The sequence below is a fragment of the Pseudomonas sp. FW300-N2A2 genome (genome assembly GCF_017351735.1).
Classification (GTDB): Bacteria; Pseudomonadota; Gammaproteobacteria; order Pseudomonadales; family Pseudomonadaceae; genus Aquipseudomonas; species Aquipseudomonas migulae.
The window spans coordinates 1-17601 of sequence record NZ_JACNDU010000035.1; the positions used below are offsets into that span (position 1 = coordinate 1).

Annotated in this window: 16 protein-coding genes; 10 read left to right on the forward strand and 6 right to left on the reverse strand. The window is 58.4% G+C overall.

Annotation, left to right across the window (positions count from 1 at the left end):
* Window positions 1-129 precede the first annotated feature (129 nt).
* From J4E42_RS26085 to J4E42_RS26125, 9 genes are all read left to right on the forward strand, one after another.
* On the forward strand, window positions 130-711 hold the full coding sequence (locus tag J4E42_RS26085) for a YjfI family protein (protein WP_085988408.1): 582 nt from the start codon (window positions 130-132) through the stop codon (window positions 709-711).
* 25 nt (window positions 712-736) lie between these two features.
* The gene (locus J4E42_RS26090; RefSeq protein WP_207286518.1) at window positions 737-1435 is read left to right on the forward strand and encodes a PspA/IM30 family protein; all 699 of its coding nucleotides are present in this window, start codon (window positions 737-739) and stop codon (window positions 1433-1435) included.
* 156 nt (window positions 1436-1591) lie between these two features.
* Window positions 1592-2155 (forward strand): rhomboid family intramembrane serine protease, encoded by a 564-nt coding sequence (locus J4E42_RS26095; protein WP_008041319.1) that lies wholly within the window; start codon window positions 1592-1594, stop codon window positions 2153-2155.
* Window positions 2156-2226: 71 nt separating this feature from the next.
* Window positions 2227-3261, forward strand: coding sequence for an ion channel (locus tag J4E42_RS26100; protein ID WP_008041318.1), 1035 nt, complete (start codon window positions 2227-2229; stop codon window positions 3259-3261).
* Window positions 3248-3922, forward strand: coding sequence for a DUF2491 family protein (locus J4E42_RS26105; protein WP_192228086.1), 675 nt, complete (start codon window positions 3248-3250; stop codon window positions 3920-3922). Before J4E42_RS26100 ends, J4E42_RS26105 begins: the two co-directional genes overlap by 14 nt.
* 15 nt (window positions 3923-3937) lie before the next feature.
* Complete coding sequence (locus tag J4E42_RS26110; RefSeq protein ID WP_008030949.1) at window positions 3938-4366, forward strand: DUF350 domain-containing protein; 429 nt, start codon at window positions 3938-3940, stop codon at window positions 4364-4366.
* Between the two features lie 18 nt (window positions 4367-4384).
* Window positions 4385-5098 carry a DUF1190 domain-containing protein gene (locus tag J4E42_RS26115; RefSeq protein ID WP_008041314.1) on the forward strand — a complete coding sequence of 238 codons (714 nt, stop codon included), beginning with the start codon at window positions 4385-4387 and terminating at the stop codon, window positions 5096-5098.
* Between the two features lie 12 nt (window positions 5099-5110).
* Window positions 5111-6268 (forward strand): glutathionylspermidine synthase family protein, encoded by a 1158-nt coding sequence (locus J4E42_RS26120; RefSeq protein ID WP_207286519.1) that lies wholly within the window; start codon window positions 5111-5113, stop codon window positions 6266-6268.
* A gap of 156 nt (window positions 6269-6424) precedes the next feature.
* Entirely contained in the window at window positions 6425-8629 is a 2205-nt protein-coding gene (locus J4E42_RS26125) for an OsmC domain/YcaO domain-containing protein (protein ID WP_207286520.1), read from the forward strand.
* A gap of 187 nt (window positions 8630-8816) precedes the next feature.
* Here J4E42_RS26125 and J4E42_RS26130 read toward each other — a convergent pair whose 3' ends face one another.
* The gene (locus J4E42_RS26130; protein WP_008041307.1) at window positions 8817-9341 is read right to left on the reverse strand and encodes a single-stranded DNA-binding protein; all 525 of its coding nucleotides are present in this window, start codon (window positions 9339-9341) and stop codon (window positions 8817-8819) included.
* 9 nt (window positions 9342-9350) lie between these two features.
* Window positions 9351-10748: an MFS transporter gene (locus J4E42_RS26135; RefSeq protein ID WP_008030907.1), complete on the reverse strand. Its 1398-nt coding sequence runs from the start codon at window positions 10746-10748 to the stop codon at window positions 9351-9353.
* A gap of 191 nt (window positions 10749-10939) precedes the next feature.
* Between J4E42_RS26135 and uvrA the strand changes: the two genes are divergently transcribed.
* Complete coding sequence (uvrA, locus tag J4E42_RS26140; RefSeq protein ID WP_008041305.1) at window positions 10940-13774, forward strand: excinuclease ABC subunit UvrA; 2835 nt, start codon at window positions 10940-10942, stop codon at window positions 13772-13774.
* Between the two features lie 136 nt (window positions 13775-13910).
* Here the strand turns inward: uvrA and bfr are convergent, their stop codons facing one another.
* The 4 genes from bfr to J4E42_RS26160 form a co-directional block, all read right to left on the reverse strand.
* A complete protein-coding gene (gene bfr / locus J4E42_RS26145) occupies window positions 13911-14375 on the reverse strand; it encodes a bacterioferritin (protein WP_008030905.1) in 465 nt (154 codons plus the stop codon).
* 149 nt (window positions 14376-14524) lie between these two features.
* Window positions 14525-15979, reverse strand: coding sequence for a catalase (locus J4E42_RS26150; protein WP_192420659.1), 1455 nt, complete (start codon window positions 15977-15979; stop codon window positions 14525-14527).
* 189 nt (window positions 15980-16168) lie between these two features.
* The gene (gene rplQ / locus J4E42_RS26155) at window positions 16169-16555 is read right to left on the reverse strand and encodes a 50S ribosomal protein L17 (protein ID WP_007943777.1); all 387 of its coding nucleotides are present in this window, start codon (window positions 16553-16555) and stop codon (window positions 16169-16171) included.
* Window positions 16556-16597: 42 nt separating this feature from the next.
* The gene (locus J4E42_RS26160; protein WP_003186012.1) at window positions 16598-17599 is read right to left on the reverse strand and encodes a DNA-directed RNA polymerase subunit alpha; all 1002 of its coding nucleotides are present in this window, start codon (window positions 17597-17599) and stop codon (window positions 16598-16600) included.
* Window positions 17600-17601 lie beyond the last annotated feature (2 nt).

Here is a 17601-nt window from a genome sequence, read left to right on the forward strand (position 1 = left end):
TTTCACAACGAGGTCAGCACCATGAACAGCAGCTCTCCATCAGATCCGCCTTCCGGGTCTGTGAACGATTCAGCAAGCCGCAAGGGAGAGCGCTCGAAACCGTCCGCGAAAAAACCGTCGAGCTTCTACATGAAGCAGATGCGCGCGGGCCTGGGTGCCGCCGGTTATGTAAAACACGAGACTTGGGTGCTTCCCGAAAACCGAAGCCTGCTCAAGCAGATGGAGAAACAGCTACGCCAACCGATCCTGGCTGGCTCATTCATGTCGGAGAATTACATGAGCGCAGGTAACAACTGGAACATCGATCGCCTCTACAGCGCCCTTCAAGCCCTGGACGAAGTGGTCTCGAACGACATCACCCTCTCCCTCGTCCAAGGCTCCGAATCCAGCATCAAGCTGGAAATGAACGACTTCGGTGGCTTGCCGATTTACATCGCGGTAGTGGGCGACCAGATCATCGTCGATACCGTGCTGGTCGACGTCGAGTCGATCAAGGACGTGCCGGCCTTCAATGATGCCGTGCTGCGCAGCCGGGAAATGTTCCCGCTGTCGTCGATCGGCATCGAGTCCATGCCTAACGGGCAGGTCGTTTACAACATGTTTGGCGCGCTCAGCTCCGACTCGAGCCTGACCAACGTCGTGACCGAGGTCAAAACCCTCGTCGACAACGTGCAGCGCGCCAGCGAAGCCTTCGAACGTTTTTTCAATTAATTATTCGGGAATCAGGGAAAATCCAATGACTCAGTCCATCTGGAGCAAATTGTTCACCGCACTGCGTGGCGGTGCCAATGAAGTCGGCGAATCGATCGTCGACCAACAGGCCCTGCGCATCCTCGACCAGGAAATTCGCGATGCCGACAGCGCGCTGGCCAACGCCAAGCGTGAGCTGGTCACCATCATGGCCAAGCACAAACTGTCCGCTGATCGCGTCAGCGAGTACAACGCCAAGATCAAGGACCTGGAATCCAAGGCGCTGGCCGCCATTCAGGCCAACCGCGAAGACCTGGCACTGGAAGTGGCCGAAGCCATTTCGACCCTGACCAACGAGCTGGATGTCGAGCAGAAGCAGGCCACCGAATTCGGCGGTTATGCGGACAACATGCGCAAAGACATCACCAAGGCTGAAAGCCGCATCAAGAGCCTGCGCCAGCAAGTGGACATGGCCAAGGCCCGTGAAAGCGTGCAGAAAGCCCAGGTCAGCGCATCCATCGCCAGCGGCGGCGCCAACGGCAAACTGGAAACCGCAGTCGGCACGCTGAACCGCTTGCAAGCCAAGCAGCAGCAACGCGCCGCTGAACTGGAAGCCCAGGACCAACTGGCCGATGCATCGACCGGCACCGACCTGGAGCGCAAACTGCGCGAAGCCGGCATCACGCCGGACGAGGGCAGCGCCAACGCGATCCTGGAGCGCCTGAAGCAGAAATCGGCTGAGTAACCCACTCAGTCGCAGATGCATAACCTGTGGGAGCTAGCCTGCTAGCGATTACGGTTTGTCAGGCGACATTAATGTTGACTGACACTCCCTCTTCGCGAGCAGGCTCGCTCCCACATTGGATATGCGTTTCAGTTTTTCGTTGAATCGAGGTCAAGGATGGATGCCCTGAAGGGTTTCAAGACAATCGCCAGCCTCGCCATTTTCATGGTGGCGCTGCAACTGCTCAACGTCGCGACCGGCTACAGCCTTGTGGCATTCGGCCTGGTGCCGAGAACAGCCCACGGACTGGTCGGCATCATCACCTCGCCTTTTTTGCACGCGTCCTTTGCGCACCTCAGCGCCAACCTGATTCCCTTCCTGATTCTGGGCACCCTGGTCATTGTCGACGGGCTCAACCGGTTCCTGGCCGTCAGCGCGATCATCATTCTGCTGGGCGGCGCGCTGGTCTGGCTGTTCGGGTTTTCCGGCGTGCACATTGGCGCCAGCGGCTGGGTATTCGGGCTGTGGGCCTACCTCCTGTCCCGCGCCTGGTTTCACCGCAGCTGGGGCAACCTGATCACGGCCAGCGTCGTGGCGTTGCTCTATGGCGGCCTGGTCTTTGGCTTCCTTCCGCGTCAGGGTGTGTCCTTCGAAGGACATCTCTTTGGGGCGCTCGCCGGATTTATTGCAGCCAAGGTACTTTTCTCTGCGCCGCGCAGCAGGTTTAATGCCGCCGGTTAACCGCACTTGAGCATTCAGACGCCGAGGCGATAACGTCGCCAGGAATGAGTACCCACGGAGTCAGGGACGAAATGTCGATTTTCCTTTTATTGCGCATGTATGCCTCGTCCCTCTTCCACCGATTCGGTTGGGCGGGACTGGTCATCGCCTTGGCCGTGCACCTGACCACGGCGTATCTGGGCCTGGTGTTGCTGGGCGAACAGCACCTCACCGCCCCCGCCACGTTTACCTACTTCTATCTCACCACCACGCTTACCGTAGGCTATGGCGATCTCGCGCCACAGACATCGGCGGGGCGCATTTTCGTGGCCACCTGGGTCATGCTCGGCGGCATTGCGCTGCTGACGGCAGCCATCGGCAAAACCACCAGCAGCGTTATCGATGTATGGAGAAAAAGCATGAAGGGCAAAGGTGACTACACCGGCAATGTCGGGCATACGGTGCTCATCGGCTGGGAAGGTGCATCCAGCGAACGGGTCGTTGAGTTGTTGCTTCAGGATGAAACCTCCAACGACAACCTGATCGTCATTTGCGATTGCACCCTTGAAGAAAACCCCATGCCTGGCCAGGCGTCCTTCATCAAGGGCGAAAGCCTGTCCTCGGTGGCGCTGCTACTGCGCGCCGGCGTTCCCGGTGCCGAACGCGTTCTGGTGCGAACCCATTCAGACGACCTGACCCTGGCCACCGTGCTGGCGGTCAATCAACTGAAGCCTGTCGGGCATGTGGTCGCCCACTTCAATGACAGTGAAATCGCCTCGCTCGCCAGCGCCTACGCCCCTAGCCTGGAATGCACATCAAGCATGGCCATCGAGATGCTTGTGCGCGCGTCTCAGGACCCCGGCTCGTCCGTGGTCATCAACGAATTGCTGTGCGTGGGCCAGGGCGCGACCCAATACCTGATGAAACTGCCCGATACGTTTAACGCGACCTTCGGCGATCTGTACACGCAGATGAAAGAACGTCACAACGCCACCCTCATCGGCTACCGCGCCAAGGGCGCCCGACAACCATCGATCAACCCGCCTGGCGCCACACGCGTCGAGGGCGGCGAGCTCTTCTACATCGCCTCCACTCGCCTCAAGGAAATCTCCAATGGGATGGTTTAAACAGTTGTTGGGGCTTGAGGCCCCGAACGCGAATTCAGAATCGAAATGGACCGCCAGCGAAACCCAACCGGCCGCCGGCCCGCTGGGTCTGGCGCTGGGCAAAGGCGTGATGTTCGACAGCACGCTGCAATTGTTGCTCGACGAAAAAACCGCCGTGGCCATCCCCGGCTCGCAGCAGATCTGGAGCAACGGCACCATTGACCTCGGGCAGTCGACCTGGCTGTCGCGCTACTACATGAACGACGAAGACTACTGGCTGCAAGTGCACACCACCGGCGACATCGCCGGCCAGGTCGAGTCGGTGATCCTGTTCAACTACCTCAGTTACATCACCATCAGCAGCGAAGCGGAGCTGCGCCGTCTGGCCGGCCCGAACAGCCTGATCGGGCTGCCGACCTACACCCACAACGGCGTCGAATACACCCGCGAATGGGGCACCGAGAATGGCCAGACTGAACTGGTGGCGTTGAGCGAACAGCTGAAAAACCCGGATGAGTCCTACAGCGTCGAGCACCGTTCGATGCTGTACGCCCGCGAAACCGGCCTGACCGACCGCCGTGAATTCCTGCTGTTTTCTGTCGAAGAAGACGCCGAAGGTACGATCAGCTTGAGCACTTCGCTGGGCATTTCGCTGTACACCACCGACTTGAACACTTTTTAAAAAGGAAGAAACCCCATGCTAGAAGCGCTCTCCGTCTCCCTGAACAAAGCCGCCGTGCTCGGGTTTGTTGCGTACATCCTCGGCGCCGCCGTGCTGTTCGCGCTGTTCCAGTTCATCTACACCCGCATCACCCCGCACAAGGAATTCGAGCTGATCCGTTCGGGCAACGTCGCGGCTGCAATCGCCCTGGGCGGTGCGGTCATCGGTTTCGCGATTCCGGCCAGCAACGTGATCGCCTACTCGGTCAGCCTCCTCGACTTCGTGGTCTGGGCAGTCATCGCCGCGTTCGTGCAATTGTTGGCGTTCCTGATGACCAGCCTGGTGCTCAAGGGCACCTCCGAGCGCATCAAGAAAGGTGAAATCGCCGCCGGCATCTACGTGGCAGCCGTGGCCATCAGCGTCGGCATGTTGAACGCCGCCTGCATGACCCCTTCCTCGAACTGATCGCGCACGGAGCTCCCGATGAAACGAAGCAAGTACGTTCAGCTGTCGCTGGCAGCCTCGGTCGCGATGGCGATTTCGGGCTGCGGGCCGACGGAAAAAACCTACTCGGTGCAGAAAAAGTACAACTTCCAGTCCGTGCAGCAATGCGCCGATGAAAAACTTCCGGTGGACGTCTGCTCGGACGCCTTCATGACCGCCATGGCCGAACATCGACGCATTGCACCGGTGTACGACAACCAGGCCGATTGCGAAGCCGACTTCGTCGCCGACTGGTGCCAGCAAGATTCCGCAGGCAAGTTCATCCCCAAACTCGGCGGCTTCGAACTGACCGCCAATGGCGAGGTGACGCAATCCCAGGTGGATGCCGCCAAAGCGCAATTGCCTGCCTCGGAAGCGAACAGTGGCGGTTCGGGATTCTCCGGCACCAGCCTGCTGACCGGCCTGCTGATCGGCAACATGCTGAGCAACAACCGCAACAGCTACTATTCCGAGCCGGTGTACCGCTACCGCGACGACCGTGGCAGCTATTCGTCTTCGACACTCGGCCAGCGGATTTCGAAAGGTTCGACCTTTACCAAATCCAATCAGGCGCGATACGGCAGCAGCAACTACGCCGACTCGATTCGTTCCGCCAGCAAACCGGTGTCCGTTGCCTCGTCCACTTCCCGTGGCGGCTTCGGCAGCAAAGCCAGTGCGCGCAGCGGCTGGGGTGGCGGCGGGTCGAGCAGTTAAGGAAACAGGGCCATGAAGAAAATCCTCTGCGCAGAGCGTCATGACTGGAAACAGACCGCCGAAAACCTCGGCTTTCTGTTCCACACCATCGACGACGAACCCTATTGGGACGAGAGCGCGTACTACCAGTTCACGCTCAAACAGATCGAGAACGATCTCGAAGACCCGACCACCGAGATCCATGAGATGTGCATGGACCTGGTGGCTCGCGTGGTGCAGAGCGAGGAGTTGCTGGAACGCCTGAGCATTCCGGCACCGTTCTACGACCTGGTTCGTACGTCATGGCTCGAAGGTCATCCGCATCTGTACGGGCGCATGGACTTTTCCTACAACGGCAACGGCCCGGCCAAGCTGCTGGAGCTCAACTACGACACGCCGACCAGCCTCTACGAAGCGGCGGCGTTCCAGTGGGGCTGGCTGGAGCAGTGCATTGAGCGTGGTTTGTTGCCCAAGAACGCCGACCAGTTCAACAGCATCGACACCAAGCTGCATCAGGCCTTTGCTCAACTGCAGATCACGCAGCCCTTCTATTTCGCCTCGATGAAAGACTCGGTCGAGGACAAGGGCACCACCGATTACCTGCGGCTGGTTGCGGAAAAAGTCGGCATCGAATCCCGTCACATCGACATCGAAGACATTGGCCTCACCAGTGACGGACGTTTCGTCGATCTTGAAGATCGCTGGATTCCTCACCTGTTCAAACTGCACGCCTGGGAGTTCATCTTCCACGAGCCCTTTGGTGCAGCGATTGCCCAGAGCGATACGCAGTTTTTCGAACCGGCCTGGAAATCCATCATCTCCAACAAAGGCATCCTGCCGCTGCTGTGGGAATTCAACAAAGGCCATCCGAACCTGCTCGCCGCCCACCTGGATACCGCCCCGAACAAAGCGGTGCCCAAGGGTTGGGTGCGCAAGCCATTCTTCTCGCGGGAAGGCGCCAACATCGAGCTGCAAACAACGGACGGTCTGATCGTGAAAGAGGATGGGCCCTACACGGATGCGCCGTTTATCCTTCAGGAGTTCGCGCCGCTGCCGAAGTTTGGCGATAGCTACACGTTGATCGGCTCCTGGGTGATCGGCGATCAAGCCGCGGGCATCGGTGTGCGCGAGGACAACAGCCTGATTACCAAGGATTCCAGCCGATTCTTGCCGCACCTGATACTCGACTGAACATTTACCGTCAGTGAAAAAGCCCGTTGCCATGCATCGGGCGTCGGGGTGAAACAGGTGTAAACCCGATCAGGGACCCGACAACCACAAGACTTACCGCTGAAAAGCCGGATAATGGCGGCCAAATCGTCTAGCCCGTTATTCTGGTACCCCCCCATGGAAATCAAGGTCAACTTTCTCGACAACCTTCGGCTTGAAGCCAAGTTCGACGACTTCACGGTGGTGGCCGACCAACCAATCCGCTACAAGGGCGATGGCTCGGCACCCGGTCCGTTCGACTACTTCCTGGCTTCGTCGGCGTTGTGTGCGGCGTATTTCGTGAAGTTGTACTGCAGCACACGCAATATCCCCACGGATAACATCCGCCTGTCGCAGAACAACATTGTTGACCCGGAAAACCGCTACAACCAGATTTTCAAGATCCAGGTCGAGTTGCCCGCGGACATCTCCGACAAGGACCGCCAGGGCATCCTGCGCTCCATTGACCGTTGCACCGTGAAAAAAGTGGTGCAGGCCGGGCCTGAGTTTGTGATCGAAGAAGTGGAAAACCTCGACGCCGATGCCCAGGCGCTGTTGATGCCTGCTTCCAGTTCAGAGGCGAGCACTTACATTGCGGGTAAGGATCTGCCGCTGGAACAAACCATCGCCAACATGTCGGCCATTCTGGCGGACCTGGGCATGAAGATTGAAATCGCCTCGTGGCGCAATATCGTGCCCAATGTGTGGTCGCTGCATATCCGCGATGCGCACTCGCCGATGTGCTTCACCAACGGCAAGGGTGCGACCAAGGAAAGCGCACTGGCGTCGGCGTTGGGCGAGTTTATCGAGCGGCTCAACTGCAACTTCTTCTACAACGACCAGTTCTGGGGCGAAGACATCGCCAACGCGGAATTTGTGCATTATCCGGACGAGCGCTGGTTCAAGCCTGGCCGCAAAGACGCGCTGCCGACCGAGATTCTCGACGAGTACTGCCTGAAGATTTACAACCGCGACGGCGAGTTGCGCGGTTCCCATCTGATCGACACCAACTCGGGCAATGAAGAGCGCGGTATCTGCTCGCTGCCGTACGTGCGCCAGTCGGACGGCGAGGTGGTGTATTTCCCGTCCAACCTGATTGAAAACCTGTATCTGAGCAACGGCATGAGTGCCGGCAACACGCTGGCCGAAGCGCAGGTGCAGTGCCTGTCGGAGATCTTCGAGCGCGCGGTAAAACGCGAAATCATCGAAGGTGAATTTGCACTGCCGGATGTGCCGGCCCACGTGCTGGCAAAGTACCCAGGGATCCTCGCCGGCATTCAGGCGCTGGAAGAACAGGGTTTCCCGGTGTTGGTGAAGGATGCGTCCCTGGGCGGTGAATTCCCGGTGATGTGCGTTACGTTGATGAACCCGCGTACCGGCGGTGTGTTCGCCTCGTTCGGCGCGCACCCAAGCCTTGAAGTGGCATTGGAACGCAGCCTCACCGAATTGCTCCAAGGCCGCAGCTTCGAAGGTCTCAACGACCTGCCCCAGCCGACGTTTGAAGGTCATGCGGTGACCGAGCCGAACAACTTCGTCGAGCACTTCATCGACTCGAGCGGCGTTGTGTCGTGGCGCTTCTTCAGTTCGAAGTCGGATTACGAATTCGTGGAGTGGGACTTCTCCGGCCAGGGTGAAAACTCGAATACCGAGGAAGCCGCGACCTTGTTCGGCATTCTCGAAGGCATGGGCAAGGAAGTGTACATGGCGGTCTACGAGCATATCGGCGCGACGGCCTGCCGCATTCTGGTGCCGGACTATTCGGAAATTTATCCGGTAGACGATCTGATCTGGGATAACACCAACAAAGCGCTGTTCTTCCGCGAAGACATCCTGAACCTGCATCGCCTGGACGAAGAAGAGCTGCGAGCGCTGGTCGAGCGCCTGGTGGAAAGTGAGCTGGACGACTACACCGACATCACCAGCTTGATCGGCATCGAATTTGACGACAATACCGCTTGGGGCCAGTTGACGATCCTGGAGTTGAAGCTGCTGATTTATCTCGCCCTGCAACAATTTGAAGAGGCGAAAGAGGCGGTGGAAATGTTCCTGCAGTACAACGACAACACGGTTGAGCGCGGCTTGTTCTACCAGGCTGTCAATGTGGTGCTGGAGATGAAACTGGACGAAGACCTGGAACTGGAAGACTACGAGGCCAATTTCCGTCGGATGTTTGGCAGCGAGCGGACGGATGCAGCAATCGGCTCGGTGGACGGGACCGTGCGCTTCCATGGCTTGACGCCGACCAGCATGAAACTGGAGGGGCTCGACAGGCATCTGCGCCTGATCGACAGCTACAAAAAACTGCACACGGCGCGGGCCGCTGTCACCACGTCATCCCGTTAACCACAAACCTGTAGGAGCCGGCTTGCCGGCGATGGCGGAGGTTCAGTCAACCTGTTTATTGACTGGATGGACGCCATCGCCAGCAAGCTGGCTCCTACAAATTAATGTGCAAAAGAAAACCCCCGACCAGTCCAGAGGACCGATCGGGGGTTTCGAGGCTAAACCTTACAAAGGCCTAAGCCATATCCTAGAACGGGATATCGTCATCAAAGCTGTCGAAATCCGGAGCCGGCTGAGGAGCGGCCTGCTGTGGAGCCGGACGCGACTGTTGCGGTGCCGACTGCTGCGGACGCGGCGCCTGCTGCTGGCGTGGAGCCGGAGCGGACTGCTGATAGTTGTTGCCCCCGCCTTGTTGGTCGCCCTGCTGTGGACGGCCGCCCAGCAGTTGCATGGTGCCTTGCATGTCGACCACGATTTCAGTGGTGTAACGCTTGATACCGTCTTTTTCCCACTCGCGGGTCTGCAGCTTGCCTTCGATGTAGACCTGCGAACCTTTACGCAGGTATTCGCCGGCGATTTCCGCCACTTTGCCGAACATCGACACACGGTGCCATTCGGTCTTCTCGACCTTCTGACCGGTCTGCTTGTCGGTCCACTGTTCGCTGGTCGCCAGACTCAGGTTGGTCACGGCGTTACCGTTAGGCAAGTAGCGAACTTCGGGATCCTGGCCGCAAGTGCCGACCAATATGACTTTGTTAACCCCACGGGCCATAACGTTCTCCTAGGCTACGCACGCTGCCTCGGGCGGGTTGTTCACCAGGCGCTCGAGGGTAGTGCGATCCAATAGTTCTGTGTCCAATTTGATGTAAATCGCTGCTTCATCAGCAACGATTACCGCATCTGTTACCCCTACGACGGCCTTCAGGCGCTCAACCAGACCCGCTTCGCGGATCGCCTCGGGCGACAACGGCAAGCGCAGGCTCGTGACATAAGGTGGTTCGCGCATGGTAACAGCAAAGGCCAGCCAGAGGGCAGCCAGGCCGGCGCATCCGAGGAAGACAACCGACAGACCGCCATGCTGGAACATCCAGCCGCCGAGGATCCCGCCCAGTGCCGATCCGAGGAACTGACTGGTGGAATAAACCCCCATCGCCGTGCCCTTGCCGCCCGCCGGTGAAACCTTGCTGATCAGCGATGGCAACGAAGCTTCCAGCAAGTTGAACGCGGTAAAGAACACCACCGTCCCGATCACCAGAGCCCGCAAGCTATCGCCGAACTGCCAGAAGAATAGCTCAGTGAGCATCAGCGTCAGCACTGCGCCCAATAAAACTCGTTTCATTTTGCGTTTCTTTTCGCCGTAGATAATGAACGGGATCATGGCGAAGAAGGAAATCAGCAGCGCGGTCAGGTAGACCCACCAGTGCTGCTCTTTGGGCAGCCCGGCTTTTTCGACCAGGGCCAGCGGCAATGCAACGAAGCTCGACATCAACATCGCGTGCAACACAAAAATACCCAGGTCCAGACGCAGCAGGTCCGGGTGCTTGAGCGTCGGCATCAGTGCCTGGCGCGCGACGCCGGATTCACGGTGCTGCAACGGCCCGGTGGAGCGCGGCACCATGAACATCACGATCACGATACCCACCAGCGCCATGCCACCGGTGGCGAGGAACAACCCGGACAGCCCAAAGGCACGAGTCAGCAAAGGCCCTACCACCATGGCGACCGCGAACGACAGACCAATCGTCATGCCGATCATGGCCATGGCTTTGGTCCGATGCTGTTCGCGGGTCAGGTCTGACAGCAACGCCATCACTGCTGCGGAAATCGCCCCGGCGCCTTGCAGGATTCGTCCGGCGATAACGCCCCAGATCGAATCGGCGTTGGCCGCCAGCACACTGCCGAGGGCGAACACGATCAGCCCCAGGTAAATCACCGGGCGGCGCCCGATGCGGTCGGAAATGAAGCCGAACGGAATCTGAAATATCGCCTGGGTCAGGCCGTAAGCGCCAATCGCCAGCCCGATGAGGGCCGGGGTCGCTCCTGCCAGATCCATCCCATAGGTCGCCAGTACCGGCAACACCATGAACATGCCAAGCATACGGAACGCGAACACGAGGGCCAGACCGCTTGCTGCGCGGGTCTCACTGCCACTCATGCGTTCGCTGTGGGGATCGTGCATGGAAAAACCTCATGTGAACCGGCGGCGATTCTACCAGTCCCATCGATTGACAGGGTATATCGCGACGCTTTGACGCGTTCCGCTGACAGACTCTTCATGTACGACAGTAAACCACTCGTTTGATAGTGTGCATCCATCCAGTATTTGGCCGTATACTCCTACGTTTTCGACGCCCGCCGAGCGAGGCCACTTTGGACAAGATCCTGATTCGTGGGGCCCGAACCCACAACCTGAAGAACATCGACCTGACCCTGCCACGGGACAAACTGATCGTCATCACCGGCTTGTCCGGATCCGGCAAATCGTCCCTGGCGTTCGACACGCTGTACGCCGAAGGCCAGCGCCGCTATGTCGAGTCGCTGTCGGCCTATGCCCGGCAGTTTTTGTCGATGATGGAAAAGCCTGACGTCGACACCATTGAAGGTTTGTCGCCAGCCATTTCCATTGAGCAGAAGTCGACCTCGCACAACCCGCGTTCGACGGTCGGCACCATCACCGAAATCTACGACTATCTGCGCCTGCTCTACGCTCGCGTCGGTATTCCGCGCTGCCCGGATCACGACATTCCGCTGGAAGCGCAGACCGTCAGCCAGATGGTCGACCTGGTCCTCGCCCAACCGGAGGGCAGCAAACTGATGCTGCTGGCGCCGGTGATCCGCGAGCGCAAAGGCGAACACCTTTCGGTCTTCGAAGAACTGCGCGCCCAGGGCTTTGTCAGGGCCCGGGTCAACGGCAGGATCTGCGAACTGGACGAACTGCCGAAGCTGGACAAGCAGAAGAAGCATTCGATTGACGTCATCGTCGACCGCTTCAAGGTTCGCGCCGATCTGCAACAGCGTCTGGCCGAATCCTTCGAGACCGCGCTGAAACTGGCGGACGGCATTGCCCTGGTCGCACCGATGGACGACGAACCCGGCGAAGAGATGATCTTCTCAGCGCGCTTCGCCTGCCCGATCTGCGGTCACGCGATCAGCGAGCTGGAACCCAAGCTGTTCTCCTTCAACAACCCGGCCGGCGCCTGCCCGACGTGCGATGGTCTGGGCGTGAAGCAATTCTTCGACATCAAGCGACTGGTCAATGGCGAACTGACTCTGGCCGAAGGTGCGATTCGCGGCTGGGACAGGCGTAACGTCTATTACTTCCAGATGCTCGGGTCGCTGGCGGCGCACTACAAGTTCAGCCTCGAAGTACCGTTCAACGAACTGCCGGCCGAACAGCAGAAATTCATCCTGCACGGCAGCGGCTCCCAGAACGTCGATTTCAAATACCTGAATGACCGTGGCGACATCGTCAAACGTTCGCACCCGTTCGAAGGCATCGTGCCAAACCTGGAACGTCGCTACCGCGAAACCGAATCGGCTTCGGTGCGTGAAGAGCTGGCCAAGTTCCTCAGCACCCAGCATTGCCCGGATTGCCGTGGCACCCGCCTGCGTCGCGAGGCGCGGCATGTCTGGGTCGGCGAGAAGACACTGCCGGCGGTGACCAATCTGCCGATCGGCGATGCGTGCGAATACTTCGGTGTGCTGAAGCTGACCGGGCGTCGTGGTGAAATTGCCGACAAGATCCTCAAGGAAATCCGCGAGCGCCTGCAGTTCCTGGTCAACGTCGGCCTCGACTATCTGTCGCTGGATCGCAGTGCCGACACGTTGTCCGGTGGCGAGGCGCAGCGGATTCGTCTGGCCAGTCAGATTGGTGCCGGCCTGGTGGGCGTTCTATACATCCTCGATGAACCGTCGATTGGTCTGCACCAACGCGACAACGACCGTTTGCTCGGCACGCTCAAGCACCTGCGCGACATCGGCAACACGGTGATCGTGGTCGAACACGATGAAGATGCCATTCGCCTGGCTGACTATGTCGTGGATATCGGCCCGGGTGCCGGCGTGCACGGGGGGCATATCGTCGCCGAAGGTACGCCAGCGGAAGTTATGGCTCACCCTGACTCGCTGACCGGCAAGTACTTGTCGGGTCGGGTGAAGATTGCCGTTCCAGCCAAACGCACACCGCGTAACAAGAAGTTGTCGCTGTCCCTCAAGGGCGCTCGCGGCAACAACTTGCGCAACGTCGATCTGGAGATTCCGATTGGCCTGCTGACCTGCGTAACCGGCGTGTCCGGTTCGGGCAAGTCGACGCTGATCAACAACACACTGTTTCCCTTGAGCGCTACGGCACTCAACGGTGCGACAACGCTTGAGGCTGCGGCTCACGACAGCATCAAAGGGCTGGAACACCTGGACAAGGTCGTCGACATTGACCAGAGCCCGATCGGCCGTACGCCACGCTCCAACCCGGCGACGTACACCGGGCTGTTCACGCCGATTCGCGAACTGTTCGCCGGCGTGCCGGAATCCCGTTCCCGCGGTTACGGGCCGGGGCGTTTCTCCTTCAACGTGAAGGGCGGACGCTGCGAGGCCTGCCAGGGCGATGGCCTGATCAAGGTTGAAATGCACTTCCTGCCGGACATCTATGTTCCGTGCGACGTCTGCAAGAGCAAGCGCTACAACCGCGAAACGCTGGAGATCAAGTACAAGGGCAAGAGCATCCACGAAACCCTCGAGATGACCATCGAGGAAGCCCGGGTGTTCTTCGACGCGGTGCCGGCACTGGCACGCAAGCTTCAGACGTTGATGGATGTCGGCCTGTCGTACATCAAGCTGGGGCAATCGGCGACCACCCTGTCTGGTGGTGAAGCGCAGCGGGTGAAGCTGTCCCGCGAGCTGTCCAAGCGCGATACCGGCAAGACGCTGTACATCCTCGATGAGCCAACCACTGGTTTGCACTTCGCGGATATCCAGCAACTGCTCGACGTGCTGCATCGACTGCGCGACCACGGCAACACCGTGGTGGTGATCGAGCACAACCTGGACGTGATCAAGACCGCTGACTGGTTGGTGGATCTGGGGCCGGAAGGTGGTTCCAAAGGCGGGCAGATCATTGCCGTCGGTACGCCGGAAGAAGTCTCCGAGATGAAGCAGTCTCACACCGGTTTCTATCTCAAACCGCTGCTGGCTCGCGACAGGGACTGAATCAAGCCCATGAAAAAGCCCCTGTCACTTTGTCGGTGACAGGGGCTTTTTCGTTGACACTGTAGGAGCACAGCTTGCTGGCGATGGCGATATCAAGGAAGCCTTCGCCAGCAAGCTGTGCTCCTACGGTTCAATGTCAGGTGTGAGATTGCAGGTAATTTTCCAGACCGATCAACTTGATCAGACCCAACTGCTTCTCGAGCCAGTAGGTGTGGTCTTCTTCGGTATCGTTCAGTTGAATGCGCAGCATCTCGCGGCTGACGTAGTCTTTGTGCTGCTCGCAGAGTTCGATGCCCTTGCAGAGCGCGGCGCGGACTTTGTATTCCAGTCGCAGGTCGGCAGCTAGCATGTCAGGAACCGTGGTGCCGACATCAAGATCGTCCGGACGCATGCGTGGCGTGCCTTCGAGCATCAGAATTCGGCGCATCAGCGCATCGGCGTGCCCCGCTTCCTCTTCCATCTCGTGGTTGATTCGTTCGTAGAGCTTGGTGAATCCCCAGTCCTCATACATCCGCGAGTGAACGAAATATTGATCACGCGCGGCCAGTTCGCCGGTCAGCAACGTGTTGAGGTAATCGATTACGTCTGGGTGGCCTTGCATCGCCCTACATCTCCCTGCTTGAAAGTCTGTAGTTTGAACCACAGCGACTGTTTGGTCACTTGGTTTGCGCGATAAAAGCGAAGATATTCTGAGAAAAGTAGTTTAAATAGCGCAAAAACCGCCCTAATGAGGGCGGTTCTGCTTCTCGTTTAGACTTCGTTAATCTGTACGTTGAGCGCCTTTGCGATTGCGTCTCCATAAGCCGGGTCGGCCTTGAAGAAATGCTGCAACTGGCGATCCACTACATCAGCGGAGACCCCTGCCATCGCGCCCGCAATATTGTTGGTCAGCAGGTTTTTCTGCTCATCACTCATCAAACGGAACAACGCACCTGCGTGGCTGTAGTAGTCCGTGTCTTCGCGATGATCGTAACGATCAGCCGCACCGCTCAATGCCAAAGCAGGCTCAGCATAACGAGGCGCCTGTTTTGGCGACTCTACGTAACTGTTCGGCTCGTAGTTCGGCGCTGCACCACCATTGCTGCCAAACGCCATGGAGCCATCACGCTGGTAGCTGTTGACCGGGCTGCGCGGCGCATTCACCGGCAGTTGCTGATGGTTGGTACCAACACGGTAGCGGTGCGCATCGGCGTAAGCGAACACTCGCCCTTGCAGCATGCGGTCTGGCGACAGGCCAACACCTGGAACCATGTTGCTCGGACCGAACGCCGCTTGTTCAACTTCCGCGAAGTAGTTCTGCGGATTGCGGTTGAGCTCGAGCTCACCCACTTCGATCAGTGGAAACTCTTTCTGCGACCAGGTCTTGGTCACATCGAAAGGGTTCTCGTAATGCGCCGCAGCCTGGGCCTCGGTCATGATCTGAATGCACACACGCCATTTGGGGAAGTCGCCGCGCTCAATCGCTTCAAACAAGTCGCGCTGTGCGTAATCCGGATCGGTGCCCGCCAGGCGAGCAGCTTCTGCCGGCGCCAGGTTCTTGATCCCTTGCTGGGTCTTGTAATGCCACTTCACCCAGTGACGCTCGCCGCTGGCACTGATCAGGCTGTAAGTGTGGCTGCCGAAGCCGTGCATGTGACGGTAGCCGTCAGGGATGCCACGGTCCGAAAACAGGATGGTGACCTGGTGCAGCGCCTCAGGCGAGTGCGACCAGAAGTCCCACATCATCTGCGCACTTTTCAGGTTGCTTTGCGGCAGGCGTTTTTGGGTGTGGATAAAGTCCGGAAACTTGAGCGGATCGCGAATGAAGAACACTGGCGTGTTGTTGCCAACGATGTCCCAGTTACCTTCTTCGGTATAGAACTTCAGGGCAAAACCACGTGGGTCGCGTTCCGTGTCAGCCGAGCCGCGCTCACCGCCCACGGTGGAAAACCGCAGAAAGGTTGGGGTCTGCTTACCGACGGATTCGAACAGCTTGGCGCTGGTGTACTCAGTGATGTCGCGCGTCACGGTGAACGTACCGTAAGCACCCGAGCCCTTGGCGTGTACGCGGCGCTCAGGAATGTTTTCACGGTTGAAGTGGGCAAGCTTCTCGATCAGGTGGAAGTCGTCGAGCAGCAATGGGCCACGAGGGCCGGCAGAGCGGGAATTCTGGTTGTCGGCGACAGGAGCGCCACTGGCGGTGGTAAGTATTTTATTTTGGCTCATGCGATCTCTTCCTCTGTCAGTCTAGAACTGCCGGCTAATCGGCTGAGAGGAAGTATTGATCACCAACGTTACACCTACAAATTCATTAACTTGTAAGTGTCGATAGAAAATTACTAACGTAGAGTCTACTTTTCAGACGCCCACAAAAAACCGGGCACTAGGCCCGGTTCTTCGTTTCAGACTGACGTCTTACTCAGCGGATACAGCTTCACCGCCGGTAGCACGATCAACCAACTCGACGTACGCCATAGGCGCGTTGTCGCCAGTGCGGAAGCCGCACTTGAGGATGCGCAGGTAGCCACCCTCACGGGTAGCGTAACGCTTGCCCAGGTCGTTGAAGAGCTTACCAACGATAGCTTTCGAACGAGTACGGTCGAAAGCCAGACGGCGGTTAGCCAGGCTGTCTGTCTTGGCCAAAGTGATCAGCGGCTCAGCAACGCGACGCAGTTCTTTAGCTTTCGGCAGTGTAGTTTTGATCAGCTCGTGCTCGAACAGCGACACTGCCATGTTTTGGAACATGGCCTTGCGGTGCGAGCTAGTGCGGCTCAGGTGACGACCACTTTTACGATGACGCATGGTTCATTCCTTACCAAACACGACGTTCGGTGATTACGACGATCAGGCAGTCGCCTTGTCGTCCTTCTTAAGACTTGCAGGCGGCCAGTTGTCGAGGCGCATGCCGAGGGACAGACCGCGGGAGGCCAGAACGTCCTTGATTTCAGTCAAGGATTTCTTGCCAAGGTTCGGAGTCTTCAACAGCTCTACTTCGGTACGCTGAATCAGGTCACCGATGTAGTAGATGTTTTCCGCCTTAAGGCAGTTAGCCGAACGTACAGTCAGTTCCAGATCGTCAACCGGGCGAAGCAGGATCGGATCGATCTCGTCTTCCTGCTCGACAACCACTGGCTCACTGTCACCTTTGAGGTCGACGAACGCAGCCAACTGCTGTTGCAGAATGGTTGCAGCGCGACGGATAGCCTCTTCAGGATCCAGAGTACCGTTGGTTTCCAGATCAATAACCAGCTTGTCCAGGTTAGTACGCTGCTCGACACGGGCGTTTTCCACCACGTATGCGATACGGCGAACCGGGCTGAACGAAGAGTCAAGCTGCAAGCGACCGATGCTGCGGCTTTCGTCTTCATCGCTCTGACGCGAGTCTGCCGGTTCATAACCACGACCACGAGCTACGGTGAGCTTCATGTTCAGGGCGCCGTTAGACGCCAGGTTAGCGATTACGTGATCGGGGTTAACGATCTCGACATCATGATCCAGCTGAATATCGGCAGCGGTAACCACCCCCGAACCCTTCTTCGACAAGGTCAGCGTAACTTCGTCACGACCGTGCAGCTTGATAGCCAGACCTTTAAGGTTCAACAGGATTTCAATTACGTCTTCCTGTACGCCTTCGATTGCGCTGTACTCATGGAGTACACCGTCAATCTCGGCCTCGACTACTGCACAGCCGGGCATTGAGGACAACAGGATGCGGCGCAGCGCGTTGCCCAGGGTGTGGCCGAAACCACGCTCGAGAGGCTCGAGAGTGATCTTGGCGCGGGTTGGACTGACAACCTGCACATCAATATGGCGGGGTGTCAGGAACTCATTTACCGAAATCTGCATGG

Excerpts from the sequence above, each read along its gene's own strand:
- J4E42_RS26085 (WP_085988408.1), top strand. The coding sequence starts at position 130 with ATGAAGCAGATGCGCGCGGGCCTGGGTGCCGCCGGTTATGTAAAACAC.
- J4E42_RS26090 (WP_207286518.1), top strand. The coding sequence starts at position 737 with ATGACTCAGTCCATCTGGAGCAAATTGTTCACCGCACTGCGTGGCGGT.
- J4E42_RS26095 (WP_008041319.1), top strand. The coding sequence starts at position 1,592 with ATGGATGCCCTGAAGGGTTTCAAGACAATCGCCAGCCTCGCCATTTTC.
- J4E42_RS26100 (WP_008041318.1), top strand. The coding sequence starts at position 2,227 with ATGTCGATTTTCCTTTTATTGCGCATGTATGCCTCGTCCCTCTTCCAC.
- J4E42_RS26105 (WP_192228086.1), top strand. The coding sequence starts at position 3,248 with ATGGGATGGTTTAAACAGTTGTTGGGGCTTGAGGCCCCGAACGCGAAT.
- J4E42_RS26110 (WP_008030949.1), top strand. The coding sequence starts at position 3,938 with ATGCTAGAAGCGCTCTCCGTCTCCCTGAACAAAGCCGCCGTGCTCGGG.
- J4E42_RS26115 (WP_008041314.1), top strand. The coding sequence starts at position 4,385 with ATGAAACGAAGCAAGTACGTTCAGCTGTCGCTGGCAGCCTCGGTCGCG.
- J4E42_RS26120 (WP_207286519.1), top strand. The coding sequence starts at position 5,111 with ATGAAGAAAATCCTCTGCGCAGAGCGTCATGACTGGAAACAGACCGCC.
- J4E42_RS26125 (WP_207286520.1), top strand. The coding sequence starts at position 6,425 with ATGGAAATCAAGGTCAACTTTCTCGACAACCTTCGGCTTGAAGCCAAG.
- J4E42_RS26130 (WP_008041307.1), bottom strand. The coding sequence starts at position 9,341 with ATGGCCCGTGGGGTTAACAAAGTCATATTGGTCGGCACTTGCGGCCAG.
- J4E42_RS26135 (WP_008030907.1), bottom strand. The coding sequence starts at position 10,748 with ATGCACGATCCCCACAGCGAACGCATGAGTGGCAGTGAGACCCGCGCA.
- bfr (WP_008030905.1), bottom strand. The coding sequence starts at position 14,375 with ATGCAAGGCCACCCAGACGTAATCGATTACCTCAACACGTTGCTGACC.
- J4E42_RS26150 (WP_192420659.1), bottom strand. The coding sequence starts at position 15,979 with ATGAGCCAAAATAAAATACTTACCACCGCCAGTGGCGCTCCTGTCGCC.
- rplQ (WP_007943777.1), bottom strand. The coding sequence starts at position 16,555 with ATGCGTCATCGTAAAAGTGGTCGTCACCTGAGCCGCACTAGCTCGCAC.
- J4E42_RS26160 (WP_003186012.1), bottom strand. The coding sequence starts at position 17,599 with ATGCAGATTTCGGTAAATGAGTTCCTGACACCCCGCCATATTGATGTG.